Source organism: Methylomonas sp. HW2-6 (assembly GCF_052474525.1).
This window is the reverse complement of the sequence record NZ_CP184124.1, coordinates 3,245,215-3,259,621: the sequence shown is the minus strand read 5'-3', so window position 1 is coordinate 3,259,621 and position 14,407 is coordinate 3,245,215. Positions and strand designations below refer to the sequence as shown.

Genomic DNA, 14,407 nt, shown 5'->3' with positions numbered 1-14,407 from the left:
GTTGCTTTTACCCTTTACGTTGGATATTTGAATATGAGTCAATTGATTTGTCGGAGAATTTTACTGAAGTTGAGCGGCGAAGCACTGATGAGCGAGCGGGGCGGCAGTATCGACCCGGATATCGTTCAACGCTTGGCTCAAGAGGTGAAAGAGCTGTGCGACGCCGGTATCCAAGTAGGGTTGGTGATTGGCGGCGGCAATATTTTGCGCGGCGGCGAAAAAGCGTCGGAATGTTTGAACCGGGTCACCGGCGATCAGATGGGTATGCTCGCCACCGTGATTAACGCCTTGGCCATGCAGGATGCGTTGGAATATCTGGGCCAGCCGGTGCGGGTTATGACCGCGCTGAAAATCAATCAGGTTTGCGAAGATTATATTCGCCGCCGGGCAGTCCGCCATCTGGAAAAAGGCCGGGTTGCCATTTTCGCCGCAGGCACCGGCAATCCGTTTTTCACCACGGATACCGCCGCAAGTCTGCGCGCCATCGAAATCGACGCTGAACTGATGATCAAGGCCACCAAGGTCAAGGGCGTCTATTCAGCCGATCCTGTTAAAGTGCCTGATGCGGTATTTTATCCGCGTTTGACCTACGACGAAGCCATCGATCAGCGTCTTAACGTCATGGATACTACTGCGCTAGTGCTGTGCCGGGATAACAACTTGCCGATGCGGGTTATGAATGTATTTGAACCGGGTGCCGTGATGCGTCTGATGCGCGGTGAAGAAATCGGTTCTCTGATCGTGAGGAAATAACAAAATGATTAGCGATATTCAACAGGATGCTGCGGCGCGGATGGTAAAAAGCATCGAAGCGTTGCAAAAAGCATTCACCAAAATTAGAACCGGGCGTGCCCATCCCAGTTTGCTGGATCAAATCTCGGTGTCCTACTACGGTAGCGAATCTCCATTGTCCCAAGTGGCCAACGTTACGGTTGAAGACGCCAGGACATTGAAGGTCGTGCCATGGGAAAAAAGCATGATACAAGCGATTGAAAAAGCGATCATGTCTTCCGGTTTGGGTCTGAACCCGGCCACGCAGGGTACCGTGATTCGCCTGCCTTTGCCGGCTTTGACCGAGGAGCGCCGCCGCGATCTGGTGAAAATCGTCAAAAACGAAGCCGAGCAAGGCCGGGTGGCGATCCGCAACATTCGCCGCGATGCCAATGCCGCGATCAAAGACGCCCTGAAAGAGAAATTGATTTCCGAGGACGACGCGCGCCAGGCCGAAGACAAGATCCAAAAATTGACGGATCAATACATCAAGGAAGTGGAGAAGCATCTGGAAGAAAAAGAAGCTGATTTGCTGTCCATGTAATCGAGATCAACATGACTGTTATTGACGACAAACCGGTGATTGATAACGGCAACCCGCGCCATATTGCCATCATTATGGATGGCAACGGCCGTTGGGCGCAAAAACGCCTGATGCCGAGGATTATGGGGCACCATGCCGGGGTCAAGACAGTGCGTAAAATCGTCGAACACTGCGCCAAGGAAAATATCGAAGTGTTGTCGTTGTTTGCGTTCAGCAGCGAGAATTGGCGCCGGCCCAAGGACGAGGTCAGCTTGTTGATGGAACTGTTTATGTCGACTTTGCAAGCCGAGGTCGACAAATTGGACCGGAACAATATCCGCCTGAAAATCATTGGCGACAAATCCGCGTTCAACGACAAATTGCAAGATAAAATCCGTTCGGCCGAGGCGCAAACTGGCCAGAATACCGGTTTGACCTTGCTGATTGCCGCCAATTACGGCGGACGCTGGGATGTAACCAATGCCATGCGGCAAATCGTAGCCGGTATTAAAGCAGGTACAATCGACGAACAGGCGGTCAGTGAGGATTTGGTAGAACGGTATTTGCAAACGGCTGGTTTGCCGGAACCGGATCTGTTCATTCGCACCGGCGGCGAGGAACGAGTCAGTAATTTCCTGCTCTGGCAGTTGGCCTACACTGAATTCTATTTTACCGACGCCCTCTGGCCCGATTTCGACCAAAACGCCTTGCAGAAGGCCATCGACAGCTTCAAGCGCAGGCAGCGCCGTTTCGGCCACACCGGCGAGCAAGTCATTGCCGGCAGAGTTGTCTAGGGAAGATTTCCATAACCATAATAACTAGAAAATCGACATGTTAGTAAAACGTATTTTAACCGCACTGGTTCTGGCAGCGGTCGCCACGGCGGCGGTGTTCTTGTTGCCCGCCACTTATTTTTCGTTGTTTATCGCTTTGATCACATTTGCAGCGGCTTACGAATGGATGCAGTTGACCGACGTCAACAAACTCAGCAGCAAGATTTTGTTTCTGATCGCTCTAATCGTACCTATGTTGGGTGTGACCTATTGGACCGTACTGCTGGAAGTGGCCAGCGAAGCGATGGAGTGGCCGGAAATCAAGGATTATTCCGATGCCCTGGAGTGGTTTGTGATATTGCCGGTATCGTTCTGGATCCTGACGATGGTCTTAATCAGAAAGACCAGTCCGCAGCTGTTGGCTCTGGAGTTCAAATCCGGATTCAAAGCGTTTGTCGGCTGGATGGTGCTGCTTGGCGCTTGGATGTTTTTGAGCAAACTGCGCGCCTATTACGGAACCGGCATGGTGCTTTACTTTTTGATCTTGATTTGGGCCGCCGATATTTCCGCTTACTTTGCCGGCAAAACCTGGGGCAAAGACAAACTGGCCCCCGAAGTCAGCCCCGGCAAAACGGTGCAGGGTATGTACGGCGCTCTGGCCTCTGCGGCATTATGCGGTCTGGGCTTCGCCGTCTATGGTTGGCTGACCGCCGCCGAACCGGCAGAGGCCCAAGACAGCGGTCTGAGGTTTTTAGGTGGCCTGGTTTGGACCGATATGCTGATCTTGTCAGTGATGACAGTGTTGATCTCGATTTACGGCGATTTGTTTTTCAGTCTGGTCAAGCGCAAAAAGGGCGTGAAAGACAGCGGGAACTTGTTGCCGGGACACGGCGGCATTTTGGATAGAGTCGATAGCGTGATCGCCGCAGCCCCATTCTTTTACGCCGGCATACTGTTGATCGGCAGGATTTTTTACTCATGAAAGGCATTTGCATACTCGGGGCGACCGGCTCCATCGGCGTCAGCACCCTGGATGTGGTCGCGCGTCATCCGGATCAGTACAAAGTGGTTGCGTTAACCGCTAACGGCAATATCGATGCCTTATTCGAACAATGCCTTACGCATCGGCCGGAATATGCCGTGGTTGCCAACCCGGATAATTTCCAGGCTTTCAAGGACAAACTGGTTGGCACGCCGATAGCGGGCCTCAAGGTCCTGGCCGGCGCCGATGCCTTGGCTCAGGTCGCGACACTGGATAGTGTCGATGCGGTGATGGCAGCGATCGTTGGCGCCGCCGGCTTGTTGCCGACCCTCGCCGCCGCGAAAGCCGGGAAGACGGTGCTACTTGCCAACAAAGAAGCGCTGGTGATGTCCGGCCAAATCTTCATGCAGGCGGTGGCCGATTCCGGTGCGACCCTGTTGCCGATCGATAGCGAGCATAACGCCATCTTCCAGTGCATGCCGGCCGGATACACCGCCGGACATCGCGCCAAACAAGCCCGTAGAATTTTACTGACGGCTTCGGGTGGGCCGTTCCGCCAGACGCCGCTGGCCGATTTGGAGCACGTCACCCCCGAGCAGGCGGTAGCTCACCCTAAGTGGGACATGGGCCGGAAAATTTCGGTCGATTCGGCGACGATGATGAACAAAGGCTTGGAACTGATAGAAGCCTGCCTGCTGTTCGATATGGACCCCGATGCCATTCAGGTGGTGATTCATCCGCAAAGCATCATTCATTCCATGGTGGATTACGTCGACGGTTCAGTGTTGGCGCAAATGGGCAATCCGGACATGCGTACGCCGATCGCCCATGCGATGGCCTGGCCGGAGCGTTTCGATTCGGGAGTGGAGCCCTTGAACATCTTTCAGGTCAAGCACATGGATTTCGAACAGCCTGATTTGCAACGTTTTCCTTGTTTGAAGTTGGCGTACTTGGCAATCAAGGCCGGCGGCATCATGCCCACGGTATTGAATGCCGCCAATGAAATCGCGGTAGACGCCTTCTTGAACGAACGCGTTCGTTTTACCGATATCGCCAAAATTATCGAGCGCAGCATGGCGCATTTCGAACCCGAAGCCGCCGATACCTTGGATCATGTTCTGGACGCCGACCGGCGCGCCAGAGAGGTGGCCGAAACCGTCATTGCTCAATTGTAGCACTAGGCGTTAGATGGATACCCTACATACCTTGTTTTACTTCATCGTCGCCATTGCGGTACTGGTGGCATTTCATGAATTCGGCCACTTTTGGGTCGCGCGCAAGGTTGGGGTGAAAGTCATCCGTTTTTCCATCGGCTTCGGCAAGCCTTTGCTGGCCTGGCGGAAAAGCGCCGAAGATACGGAGTTCGTCATCGCGGCGGTGCCGTTGGGCGGTTATGTAAAAATGGTTGACGAGCGCGAGGAAGCCGTCAAGGAAGCGGATCTGCCGTTCGCGTTCAATCGCCAGCCCTTATGGGCCAGAACCGCGGTAGTCGCGGCCGGTCCCTTGTTTAACCTCTTGCTGGCGGTATTGCTGTTCTGGGCGGTACTCGTTATCGGCGAAGTGGGCGTCAAGCCGTTGATTGGTGGAGTCGAGCCCGGATCACTGGCCGAACAAGCCGGTTTGATCAAAGGCGAGGAAATTGTAGCGATCAACGAAAAGACTACGCCAACCTGGATCGAAACTTTCGACGTGCTGCTTTCGGCGGCAATCGTTGGCCAACGTGAAATAAGCATCACTACCAAATCTGCGGACGATAGTCGGCAAACCCACATTCTGCAGCTGACCGACCAGGATGCGGCGACGCCGGAAGGCTTGCACAAGCGTTTGGGTTTGAAGCCTTGGTCGCCGAAGATCAAACCGGTGGTCGGCAAATTGATGGAAGACGGCGTAGCCAAACAGGCCGGTTTGCAAACCGGTGACCTCTTGGTCAATGCGGATGGCGTTGATATCAGCGATTGGCAACAATGGGTCGATTATGTGCAGGCGCGTCCGGAAATTGCGATCAATTTGACGATAGAGCGGAGCGGCGTGCGTTCGCTACTCAGTTTGACTCCGCGCAGAGAACAACAGAAAGACGGCACCAGCATCGGTAAGATCGGTGCCGGAGTTGAGACCCCGCAAGATGTGTTGGATTCATTGTTGGTCAAGCACTCCTTGTCGCCGCTCGACGCTGTGCCGGCTGCTTTTGAAAGAACCTGGTTCTATGCCGTCAATACCTTGAAAATGATGGGTAAAATGCTGGTCGGTTCGGCATCGGTGGAAAATCTGAGCGGGCCGATCAGTATTGCCCAGTATGCGGGACAATCCGCCGATATGGGGCTGACCGCCTTCTTGAAGTTTCTCGGTTTGGTCAGCGTCAGTCTCGGCGTGTTGAATCTGTTGCCGGTGCCGGTTTTGGATGGCGGGCACCTATTGTTTTTCGCCGTGGAGGCGGTCAAAGGCAGCCCGGTTCCCGAGAAATTGCAGATATATTTTCAACAGGTCGGCATGGTGCTGTTAATGCTGTTGATGGCGTTGGCTATGTTTCTCGATATCGACCGATTGTTCCAATAACGCTGAACGAAACGGCGCAATCCCGGTCAACCGCTTTCCTTGACTATCTTCCATTGGTATTAGCATGAAAAAAATCTCACACCTATTGGCTTTGTCGGCCACGATTTTATGCGGTCAAGCGCTTGCTGACGAAGCTGCGATAAAAAAGGCGCTCGGCAATTTCATGCCGGAAGGCAAAATCGATGCGGTGAAACCGTCCGAAATTCCCGGACTCTATGAAGTGACGTCGGGCGGCAATATTTTTTACGCCTCAGAAGACGGCAAATACTTGGTGCAAGGGCAATTGTTCGACGTTCAAGCCAAAAAAAATATCACGGAGACCAAGTTGGCCGGCGCTCGTAAAGCCGAATTGGACAAGCTTGGCGAACAGAAGATGATCATCTTCAATCCCGAGTCTTCCAAACACACGGTTTCGGTGTTTACCGATATCGATTGCGGCTACTGCCGTAAATTGCACTCGGAAATCGACCAATATATGGCGCAAGGCATCACCGTTCGCTACATGTTCTTCCCCAGAGCCGGTAAAGGCTCCGATTCATATAAAAAAGCGGTTTCGGTGTGGTGTGCGGCCGATAGAAACAAGGCACTAACTGCGGCCAAAAAAGGCGAAAGTTTGGACAGCAAGAGTTGCGAAAATCCGGTCGACGAACATATGGCGCTGGGCGAGGCATTTGGCATGAACGGAACGCCAATGATCGTTACCCAAAAAGGCAATATTTTGCCGGGCTATGTGCCGGCCGCGCAGTTGGCCAAAATTTTGGCAAGCGAATAAAACTGAGGCGGTCCGGTTTGTCGTCGGACCGCCGTTCGCTTTACCGGATCGTCACTTCTACCCTACGGTTTTTCGGTTCCGCGGTTTCGTCCGGGGTTTTAACCAACAAATTCTTCTCGCCGTGCGAGGTCACGGTCACTTCTTTAACGTCCAGTTTGCTCGGATCGAACAAACGGCTGACTTCGACTGCGCGTTCGCGGGCCAGTTTTTCGTTCTTATCGGCGTTGCCGACCGTGTCGGTATGACCGATTACCGAAATATCGGCGGCCGGATGTTTGCCGGCTGCCTCAATGATTTTCGGTATCAGCGCGGCAGATTCCTGAGTTAACTTGGCGCCTCCGGTCTCGAAATAAAGCAGATATACCTCCGGGCGCACCGGCTCGGACGCTAACGCCCGCCCGAAATCTTTTTCGATGCGTTGTTGCTCGACTTTAAACACGGTCTTATCGTTCGTCAGCGCCGCGCCGTAGCCGGCCGTTTCGATCAACGTTTCGCCGGCCGGGCTGCTGAAAGTGACTTTACCAGTGCTGCCGTCGTGGTCTTCCAGCAGAACCAAGTAAGATTCGGTGCAGCCGCCCAAAGCCATTGCAGCGGCAAGTGTCAGGGGTTTTCTCAAAGTAAGCATTTTGGTCATGGCAGGTACCCGGTTTATTCGGCAATTTTGACAAGAAAACGTGTCCCTCTGACGGCGATCACGCCGGTCGGAGTGTTGAGCCTGACTGCCTCCGGCTTAAGCTTGGCGATGACTCCGGAGATGTAGTGTAGAGTTCCCCTCAATAGACTGGCGTTCAGTTCCAGTTTGTCCTGCTCCGGCAAAAACTGGTAAGCCTCGATTTTCAATTCGGTGTTAGGTCCGATGGAAAGCACCGTATTGTCTTTGAGCGTTAAGCCGGCAGAGCCATTCGCATCGGTTTTAATCGTATCGCCGATACGCACGGCCGATCCCAGGCCCGCTTTTAACGTAGCGCCCGCTTCAATGATTGAGGTTTCGTCGGTAGAGGTTTTGATGTATCCGATAATGCTATCGTCGGCGAAGGCGGCGGTAGAGAGCGTGAGGACAAGCCCTAGGCATAGCAGCGTGACAAAACGATTCATAAGAGCCTCGAGATTCAAAAAAGGAAGGTAAAAACTCACCGCGGTAGCGGCTTTGAGGTATCGGCCAAGTATAGTCGGTATTGGCGGCTTGCCGAGAAACGGGGCGTCTTTAGCGGTCAGGTGTCGTGACGTCTTCAATCTCGATCGGAAATTCCACCCAAAAGGTGCTGCCCATGCCCGGCGTGCTGCTAACGCCTACGCTTCCGTCCATCAGCTCGGCCAGTTGTTTCGTAATCGCCAAGCCAATACCGGTGCCTTCGATTTCACTATTCTCGGCGCCCAAACGTTGAAACGATTGAAACAGCAACTTTTGCTCTTGTGTCGCCAATCCTTCTCCGGCATCCACGACCGAGATGCGGATGCGGTTGCTGCCGATGCGCTGGGTGTGCAAATCGATACGGCCGTTCGGTCTATTGTATTTGACCGCATTTGACAGGAAATTCAGCAGTATCTGTTTTGCCCGTTTCGGGTCGACCTTCAGTAAAAGGTCCTGCGGTAACGAATTCCGTGCGGTCAAGTCCAGTCCTTTGCTACGCGCCAACGGCGTGATCAGCGCAGCGCAGTCGCCGATCAAGTCCTGTAGCGCCACGCTTTGAATATTCATCGCGATTTTGCCGGATTCGATTTTGGCGAGATCGAGCAGTTCGTTGATCAAGCCTAGTAAATGCTGACCGGCTTTCAGGATTTCGTTCACCGAATCCAGATGGTAAGGATCCAAAGGATGTTCGGGATCGTCCATCTGCAGCAGTTGCGCGAAACCGATTACCGCGTTTAACGGCGTACGCAACTCGTGGCTCATTTGCGATAAAAACTGGCTTTTAGCCAGACTGACCTGCTCGGCGCGGTTGATCAGCTCGCGCATCACGGCCTGCTCTTCGGTCTTTTGCAACAACATTTTCGCCATCAACATTCTTTCGCCGATATCGTTGATGCTGATTACGGCCCCGCTAGGCCCATTTTTACCCGCCATCAACGGCGCAATTGCCAGATTGGCGGTAATCTGGTGCTGGCCCGATACGGTCAAACTGCAATGGCTGAATTTCAGCGGCGCGTTTTCGGCAATACTTTTTCGGATCAGGTCGGCGATGGCAACAGGTTTGTCGCGTATTTCCAGCGCGAAAATCCGGTCTATCTGCTGACTGCTGGAATTGGGCGGTCTATTGCCGACGATGTCGATGGCGGCGGAGTTCATGTAATCGATGACGCCGTCAGGCGTCGTAGTGATCACACCGTCGGCGATCGCGTTCAGCGTGATAAACGCGCGCTTTCGCTCGGCAAACAAAGACTGAATCAGCTTTTCGAAATGGCGCCAACTACGTAGCGGATAGCTGAACCACAGGACGCACAGCGCGACCGATGGCGCGAACCAATAGTGGCTCAAGCGTAACAGCAGCCAACTGCAAAGCAGAATTAGCGCCGACAGCGCCAATACCGCCGGCGGCAACCAGCGCGGCGAGAAACGGGTGCTGAGCGAAACCGAAACGCCGGCGACGGCGAGGCTGGCGATAAATTGCCAAATTCCGGGTAAGGGCTGCCACAGGGTTTGTTTCAACAAGCCGTCCAGGCCCGCGGCGATAAATTCGACTCCGGTCATCGGCCGGCCGCCAACCGCCAGCGGCGCCGGCAGTTCGCGTTCCAGGCCGCTGGCGGTCAGCCCGACCAATACGTATTTGCCGTCGAATGTTCGCGCCGGGATTTTGCCGGATAAAACCGCCGAGTAGGAAAGGCGGACGAAATCGGTGCTGGGATCGAAGAACGGCAGCCAAACCCTAAAATCGCCCTCCAACGAGTCGTGGCTGTTTTCAGTACGCAAGCCGGGCAGATTTTCGAGAAACTCCGGGTGCTGTTGCGCGTACAGCGCCAACGGCATCGCCGGCCAGCGCCTTTCACCCAAACCGGCTTCCAGCAGAATACTGCGGCTGACGCCGTCTTTATCCAGGTCGACGTTGGCGTGGCCGAGTGCGGCATGTTTGGCGTAGTCGGCCAGCGGCAAGGTTTCCACTAAGCTCTTGCCGTTATATTCGACCACGACCGGCAGCACTACCGGCCGGACTTGTGCCAGCGCTCGCGCCAGATGGGCGTCCGCTTCGGGGTGCGATTTGTCGGCTTCGGAAAAAATGAAATCCAGCGCCACTGCGCGCGGTTTCGACTGCGCCAAAAACTCTAGCAAGCGGGCATGGATGTCTCGCGGCCATGGCCAACGGCCGAATTCGGCCAAGCTTTCTTGATCGACTTCGATGATAACGATCTCCGGCGAAGCCGGCGAGGCCAACAAAGGCAGTTGCAGGTCGTAGACCCAGCGATCGACACGCCACAAGGCGTCGCTTGCGGTCAATATGACCGTCAACAACGTCAAAATGGAAATTAACACTGGTTTGTCGCAGCGGCGTTTCGCCATGGGGATCGTCTAAAGAGCGGCTGAGCCTCAATTATAGTCCGATAGCGCTAAGGCGAGTAATGCCAGCGACTGTTAGCGCGCGTTTGACTTCGCCCTCCGGGGCGTACCGGGTTCGTCGCCTATCGGTTGCCGTAGCTTTTCATCAGACCGGCCAGACGGTATAGAGTATCCAAAGCTTGTTTGGGGCTGAGCTGGTCAGGGTCGAGTTCGGCGAGTAACACCAGTGCCGGATGGCATTCCTGACTGGTAAACAAATCGAATTGGTTGATTTCGCTACGGTCCTGTTGCTCGATGTAAGCGGTATTTTCCAGTTGCGCCAGTTTTTGTTTGGCATTGGCGATCACCGACTGCGGCACGCCGGCCAGTGCTGCGACTTGCAAGCCGTAACTCTGGCTGGCCGGGCCGTCTTTCACTGCATGTAAAAACACGATCTTGTCGCCGTGCTCCATCGCATCCAAATGAATGTTATGGATGCCGGTTTGTTCTTCGGCCAGGGTGGTCAATTCGAAATAATGGGTGGCGAACAGGGTAAAGGCTTTGACGTTGCGGGCCAGATAATCGGCGCAGGCCCAAGCCAGCGACAGGCCGTCGAAAGTGCTGGTGCCGCGGCCGATTTCGTCCATCAAAATCAGACTGTTGGCGCTGGCGTTGTGCAGGATGTTGGCAGTTTCCGACATTTCCACCATGAAGGTCGAGCGGCCGCTGGCCAAGTCGTCGGAGGCGCCGATGCGGGTGAAGATTTTGTCGATCGGCCCGCAAGTCAACGTTTGCGCCGGCACGTAGCAACCGATATGGGCCAGCAATACGATCAATGCGGCCTGACGCATATAGGTCGATTTACCGCCCATGTTCGGACCGGTGATGACCAGCATGCGTCGGTCGCCGGAAAAATCCAGGTCGTTGGCGACGAAGGGAATGCTGGACAGTTGCTCGACCACCGGATGGCGGCCGGCGACGATGTGAATGCCGGGTTCCTGGGTCAGCGCCGGCTGGCTCCAGTTCAGAGTTTCGGCGCGCTCGGCAAAGTTGACCAGCACGTCCAGTTCCGCCAGTGCCGTGGCGCATTGCTGCAAATCCAGCAAAGCCTCGCCCAGCGTGTCCAGCAAGTCGTCGTACAAGGCTTTTTCGAAAGCCAGCGATTTTTCCCGTGCGCTCAGTACCTTGTCCTCGAACGACTTCAATTCCGGCGTGATGTAACGTTCCGCGCCCTTCAGGGTCTGCTTGCGGGTGTAGTGCACCGGCACCTTGTCGGCCTGGGCGTTGGAGATTTCGATGTAATAACCGTGCACCCGGTTGTAATTGACCTTGAGGTTGGCGATGCCGGTGGCGGCGCGCTCGCGTTGCTCCATGTCGATCAAAAACTGGTCGGCGTTCTGGCTCAGGTTGCGCAGTTCGTCGAGTTCGGCGTTGAAGCCCGGCGCGATGACGCCGCCGTCCCGAATCAACACCGGCGGATTATCGATGATCGCGCGTTGCAGCAGATCGACCAATTCCGGATGTTCTTTGAGTTGCTGGCGCAAGGCTTCTAAATGCGGGTTGTCGCTGCCGGCCAGTTTTTGTTGCAGTTCCGGCAGCACCGCCAAGGTCAGGCGCAGGGTCAACAGGTCGCGCGGTCTGGCCGATTTCAACGCAATCCGCGAGCTGATGCGCTCGATGTCACCGACTTGGCGCAGGCTGGTTTGCAGCTCGCGGTACAGCTCGTGGTCGATCAGGCTGGCGATACAGGCGTAACGGCCGTTGACCACCGCCTGGTCGCGCAACGGCCGATGCAGCCAGCGCCGCAAACAGCGGCTGCCCATTGCGGTGGCGGTTTTGTCCAATACGCCGAGCAGCGTGTATTGCAATTGGCCGCTGGGGTGGCTGTCCAACTCCAGATTGCGGCGGCTGGCGGCGTCCAGGCTGATGCTGTCGTCGGCGTACTCGACGGCGATGCCCTGGATGTGGGGCAGGGCGTTGAACTGGGTGTCGCGCACGTATTGCAACAGACAGCCGGCCGCGCAAATCGCCGCCGGCAGTTGCTCGCAACCGAAGCCCTTCAAGTCGTGGCAGTTGAATTGCTTCAAAATCAATTGCCGGCAACTGTCCAATTCAAAATGCCAGGGCGGCCGCCTGCACAGGCCCTTGCGCTCCTTGATGGCGGCGGGCAGGGCTTGGTCTTCGCTGAACAACAATTCGGCCGGATTCAAGCGCTCGATTTCCGCCAGCAACTGGCTATCGTCGTCCAGTTGTTGCAGTACGAATTTACCGCTGGTCAAATCCAGGCAAGCCAGACCGATCAACTTATCGAAGCGCGCCAACGCCACCAGCAGATTATCCTTGCGGTCTTCCAGCAGAGCCTCGTCGGTGACGGTGCCGGGGGTGACGATGCGCACTACTTGGCGCTCGACCGGGCCTTTGGATTTGGCGGGGTCGCCGATTTGCTCGCAAATCGCGATAGACTCGCCCTGTTTTAACAAGCGGGCGATGTAGTTCTCGGCGGCGTGGTACGGAATCCCGGCCATCGGAATCGGCGCGCCGGCCGAGGCGCCGCGCGCGGTCAAGGTAATGTCCAGCAACCGGGCGGCGCGCTTGGCATCGTCGTAAAACAGCTCGTAAAAATCGCCCATCCGGTAAAACAACAAAATCTCCGGATGCTGCGCCTTGATGCGCAGGTATTGCTGCATCATCGGCGTATGGGGAGATTCGTTGGCTGGCTTAGACGATTGTTTTTCTGGGCTGTTCATTGATTAAGTTAATGAAATATCTTGAAAACGTTCTTTGTTCCGGTGCTGATGGTGCGTGCCGAAACTTGCCCGGCATTTGGTGTTGAGCACCGGATTGGGTGTAGGTTTTTGGTATCGATTTGCGCAAACGCTGGCCTCCAAAAACACATCCCGGAATCCAATTCAAGGCCAATGCCTTAAGCGCGTTAACCGACTCGGCAAGTCTTTTTGCCGGCTATCCCGGCGCGCTATTGTCGCTTGGCAGGCGCTGAAAAACCAGCGGCAGGCTGTGATTGAGACTGAGTGTGGAGCAGGACTTGTCCGTTTAAAGGAAACAGGTAGGGCGAAAGGCCGGCTTTGGCCCGACTCCGCCAAGGCCCGTGCCGGGTTATCGCTGCAGGGCATGCTAAGTCAAGCGTTACCGGCCCCCAATACGGCGCGCATCGGCTGAAACGCCACGCCGTCGGCCTGTACCGCCGTGCCGAGTTCGACAAAACCGAAACGCCGATACACTGCGACCGCGTTCAAGCTGGCGTTGACGGTAAATTCGCCCGGATTACCGGCGTCGAGTGCCCCGGTTTTGACCCATTGCCACAAATGGCGTGCCAATCCCCGGTTTTGAAAAACTTCGGCCACGAACAGGTGATACAAATGTCGATGCTCCCGCATCGCCACCACGCCGGCCAGTTCGCCATTGGCTTCCGCCAGCCAATAGCGGAAATCAGCGTCTTCAACATAACCGGCAATCGCCGCTTCGCCGACGGCCGCCAGAAACGCTTCCGCGCCTGCGCCGTCCACCGATATCAGAAAAGGCCGGCTCAGCGCCGCGATCAAGCGGCTGATAGGTGCGGCGTCGGCGACCGTAGCGCGGCGCATCGTCACCGATTTAATCCAATCAAAATCCGTCACCACACCGCCGCCTCAGCGTTCCGCCGCTTAGGCTTGCCACAGGCCCGGCATCGGGACGTAGCCGGGCAGGGCGCGGATGCGCTGAAACCAGGCGACGATGTTGGGGTAATCGCCGATGGCGATGCCACCTTCCGGCGCCAACGCCAGGTAGGGGTAGACGGCCAAGTCGGCCAGCGACAGCCGGTCGTTGGCCAGCCAATCGTGGTTTTGCAGATGGCCTTCGACGATGCCCAGCACTTTGTCGGCGACTTGTTGCGCCCGCGCCGTATCGATGGCGCGGCCGAACTTGTGATGCACCCGCAGCATGGCCGGGCCATTGAAGATTTCGTTGGCGGCGGTCGATAGCCACGCCGCGATTTGCGCCAGTTGGTAAGCGTCGTCCGGCCACCAGGTCTCGCCGCCGTAGCGTTTGGCCAGATACACCAAAATGGCCTGACTGTCGCGAATCGTCAGGCCGTCGTCCTCCAGCACCGGCACCTGTCCGAACGGATTGACTTGCAAAAAGTCGCTGCCGCGTTGCTCGCCGCCCAGTAAATCCACCGGCCGGGTTTGGTAAGGCAGCCCCAGCAGGCTCAACAGTAGCCGGACCTTGTGGCAATTGCCGGATAATGCCATGTCGTAGAGGGTAATCATTTGGGTTTCTTTGGGGTTGAAGTATTGGTTGGGGGAAATGGGCTGGGAGCGGCCAAATGCGGACGCCCCTCTAAATTCTTGATTGTCCGGTAAATTGCTTTTGCAGATGTAGGGTGGGCAAATTTGCCCAGCGTTTCGACCCGCGTGGGCACAAAAAACTGTGCCCACCTTACCGGGCTACACCAGTAAGGCTAGCTAAACCAACAACCCCTGCTGGCGGTTGGTCAAAACTTTCTTTTTTCGGTTGGTTTGCACAATAGCACTCCTAACCTATCATTCAAGCGGGACTGGCTAAC

General features: G+C 55.7%; 13 protein-coding genes. 7 read left to right on the top strand and 6 right to left on the bottom strand.

What is annotated here, in order from left to right; genetic code table 11:
- The first annotated feature begins 33 nt into the window (after positions 1–33).
- The 7 genes from pyrH (at position 34) to ACH518_RS15730 (ending at position 6,374) form a co-directional block, all read left to right on the top strand.
- Complete coding sequence (gene pyrH, locus ACH518_RS15760) at positions 34–753, top strand: UMP kinase (protein WP_140914005.1); 720 nt, start codon at positions 34–36, stop codon at positions 751–753.
- Between the two features lie 4 nt (positions 754–757).
- Positions 758–1,315, top strand: a complete 558-nt coding sequence (gene frr / locus ACH518_RS15755; RefSeq protein WP_140914006.1) for a ribosome recycling factor — start codon at positions 758–760, stop codon at positions 1,313–1,315.
- An 11-nt stretch (positions 1,316–1,326) separates the two neighbouring features.
- Positions 1,327–2,088, top strand: coding sequence for an isoprenyl transferase (locus ACH518_RS15750; protein WP_140914007.1), 762 nt, complete (start codon positions 1,327–1,329; stop codon positions 2,086–2,088).
- 37 nt (positions 2,089–2,125) lie between these two features.
- Positions 2,126–3,049 carry a phosphatidate cytidylyltransferase gene (locus tag ACH518_RS15745; protein WP_445370783.1) on the top strand — a complete coding sequence of 308 codons (924 nt, stop codon included), beginning with the start codon at positions 2,126–2,128 and terminating at the stop codon, positions 3,047–3,049.
- Positions 3,046–4,224 carry a 1-deoxy-D-xylulose-5-phosphate reductoisomerase gene (ispC, locus tag ACH518_RS15740; RefSeq protein ID WP_445370782.1) on the top strand — a complete coding sequence of 393 codons (1,179 nt, stop codon included), beginning with the start codon at positions 3,046–3,048 and terminating at the stop codon, positions 4,222–4,224. The genes ACH518_RS15745 and ispC overlap by 4 nt, the downstream gene beginning before the upstream one ends.
- Before the next feature lie 13 nt (positions 4,225–4,237).
- A complete protein-coding gene (gene rseP / locus ACH518_RS15735) occupies positions 4,238–5,602 on the top strand; it encodes an RIP metalloprotease RseP (protein ID WP_445370781.1) in 1,365 nt (454 codons plus the stop codon).
- Positions 5,603–5,666: 64 nt separating this feature from the next.
- Positions 5,667–6,374, top strand: coding sequence for a DsbC family protein (locus ACH518_RS15730; protein WP_278211684.1), 708 nt, complete (start codon positions 5,667–5,669; stop codon positions 6,372–6,374).
- A gap of 40 nt (positions 6,375–6,414) precedes the next feature.
- On the opposite strand, the gene ACH518_RS15725 is transcribed toward ACH518_RS15730, so the two are convergent.
- The 6 genes from ACH518_RS15725 to ACH518_RS15700 all read right to left on the bottom strand — a co-directional run bounded on the left by ACH518_RS15725 (position 6,415) and on the right by ACH518_RS15700 (position 14,111).
- Entirely contained in the window at positions 6,415–7,008 is a 594-nt protein-coding gene (locus tag ACH518_RS15725) for an OmpA family protein (RefSeq protein WP_278211685.1), read from the bottom strand.
- A gap of 14 nt (positions 7,009–7,022) precedes the next feature.
- Positions 7,023–7,469, bottom strand: a complete 447-nt coding sequence (locus ACH518_RS15720) for a FecR family protein (RefSeq protein WP_140914013.1) — start codon at positions 7,467–7,469, stop codon at positions 7,023–7,025.
- A gap of 109 nt (positions 7,470–7,578) precedes the next feature.
- Complete coding sequence (locus tag ACH518_RS15715) at positions 7,579–9,867, bottom strand: CHASE2 domain-containing protein (RefSeq protein ID WP_445370780.1); 2,289 nt, start codon at positions 9,865–9,867, stop codon at positions 7,579–7,581.
- A gap of 119 nt (positions 9,868–9,986) precedes the next feature.
- Positions 9,987–12,590: a DNA mismatch repair protein MutS gene (mutS, locus tag ACH518_RS15710; RefSeq protein ID WP_445370779.1), complete on the bottom strand. Its 2,604-nt coding sequence runs from the start codon at positions 12,588–12,590 to the stop codon at positions 9,987–9,989.
- Between the two features lie 390 nt (positions 12,591–12,980).
- A complete protein-coding gene (locus ACH518_RS15705; protein WP_445370778.1) occupies positions 12,981–13,478 on the bottom strand; it encodes a GNAT family N-acetyltransferase in 498 nt (165 codons plus the stop codon).
- 27 nt (positions 13,479–13,505) lie between these two features.
- The gene (locus ACH518_RS15700) at positions 13,506–14,111 is read right to left on the bottom strand and encodes a glutathione S-transferase family protein (RefSeq protein WP_445370777.1); all 606 of its coding nucleotides are present in this window, start codon (positions 14,109–14,111) and stop codon (positions 13,506–13,508) included.
- Positions 14,112–14,407 lie beyond the last annotated feature (296 nt).

What these genes read in the sequence shown, in the direction of transcription:
- pyrH (WP_140914005.1), top strand. Translation starts at nt 34, where the DNA reads ATGAGTCAATTGATTTGTCGGAGAATTTTACTGAAGTTGAGCGGCGAA.
- frr (WP_140914006.1), top strand. Translation starts at nt 758, where the DNA reads ATGATTAGCGATATTCAACAGGATGCTGCGGCGCGGATGGTAAAAAGC.
- ACH518_RS15750 (WP_140914007.1), top strand. Translation starts at nt 1,327, where the DNA reads ATGACTGTTATTGACGACAAACCGGTGATTGATAACGGCAACCCGCGC.
- ACH518_RS15745 (WP_445370783.1), top strand. Translation starts at nt 2,126, where the DNA reads ATGTTAGTAAAACGTATTTTAACCGCACTGGTTCTGGCAGCGGTCGCC.
- ispC (WP_445370782.1), top strand. Translation starts at nt 3,046, where the DNA reads ATGAAAGGCATTTGCATACTCGGGGCGACCGGCTCCATCGGCGTCAGC.
- rseP (WP_445370781.1), top strand. Translation starts at nt 4,238, where the DNA reads ATGGATACCCTACATACCTTGTTTTACTTCATCGTCGCCATTGCGGTA.
- ACH518_RS15730 (WP_278211684.1), top strand. Translation starts at nt 5,667, where the DNA reads ATGAAAAAAATCTCACACCTATTGGCTTTGTCGGCCACGATTTTATGC.
- ACH518_RS15725 (WP_278211685.1), bottom strand. Translation starts at nt 7,008, where the DNA reads ATGACCAAAATGCTTACTTTGAGAAAACCCCTGACACTTGCCGCTGCA.
- ACH518_RS15720 (WP_140914013.1), bottom strand. Translation starts at nt 7,469, where the DNA reads ATGAATCGTTTTGTCACGCTGCTATGCCTAGGGCTTGTCCTCACGCTC.
- ACH518_RS15715 (WP_445370780.1), bottom strand. Translation starts at nt 9,867, where the DNA reads ATGGCGAAACGCCGCTGCGACAAACCAGTGTTAATTTCCATTTTGACG.
- mutS (WP_445370779.1), bottom strand. Translation starts at nt 12,590, where the DNA reads ATGAACAGCCCAGAAAAACAATCGTCTAAGCCAGCCAACGAATCTCCC.
- ACH518_RS15700 (WP_445370777.1), bottom strand. Translation starts at nt 14,111, where the DNA reads ATGATTACCCTCTACGACATGGCATTATCCGGCAATTGCCACAAGGTC.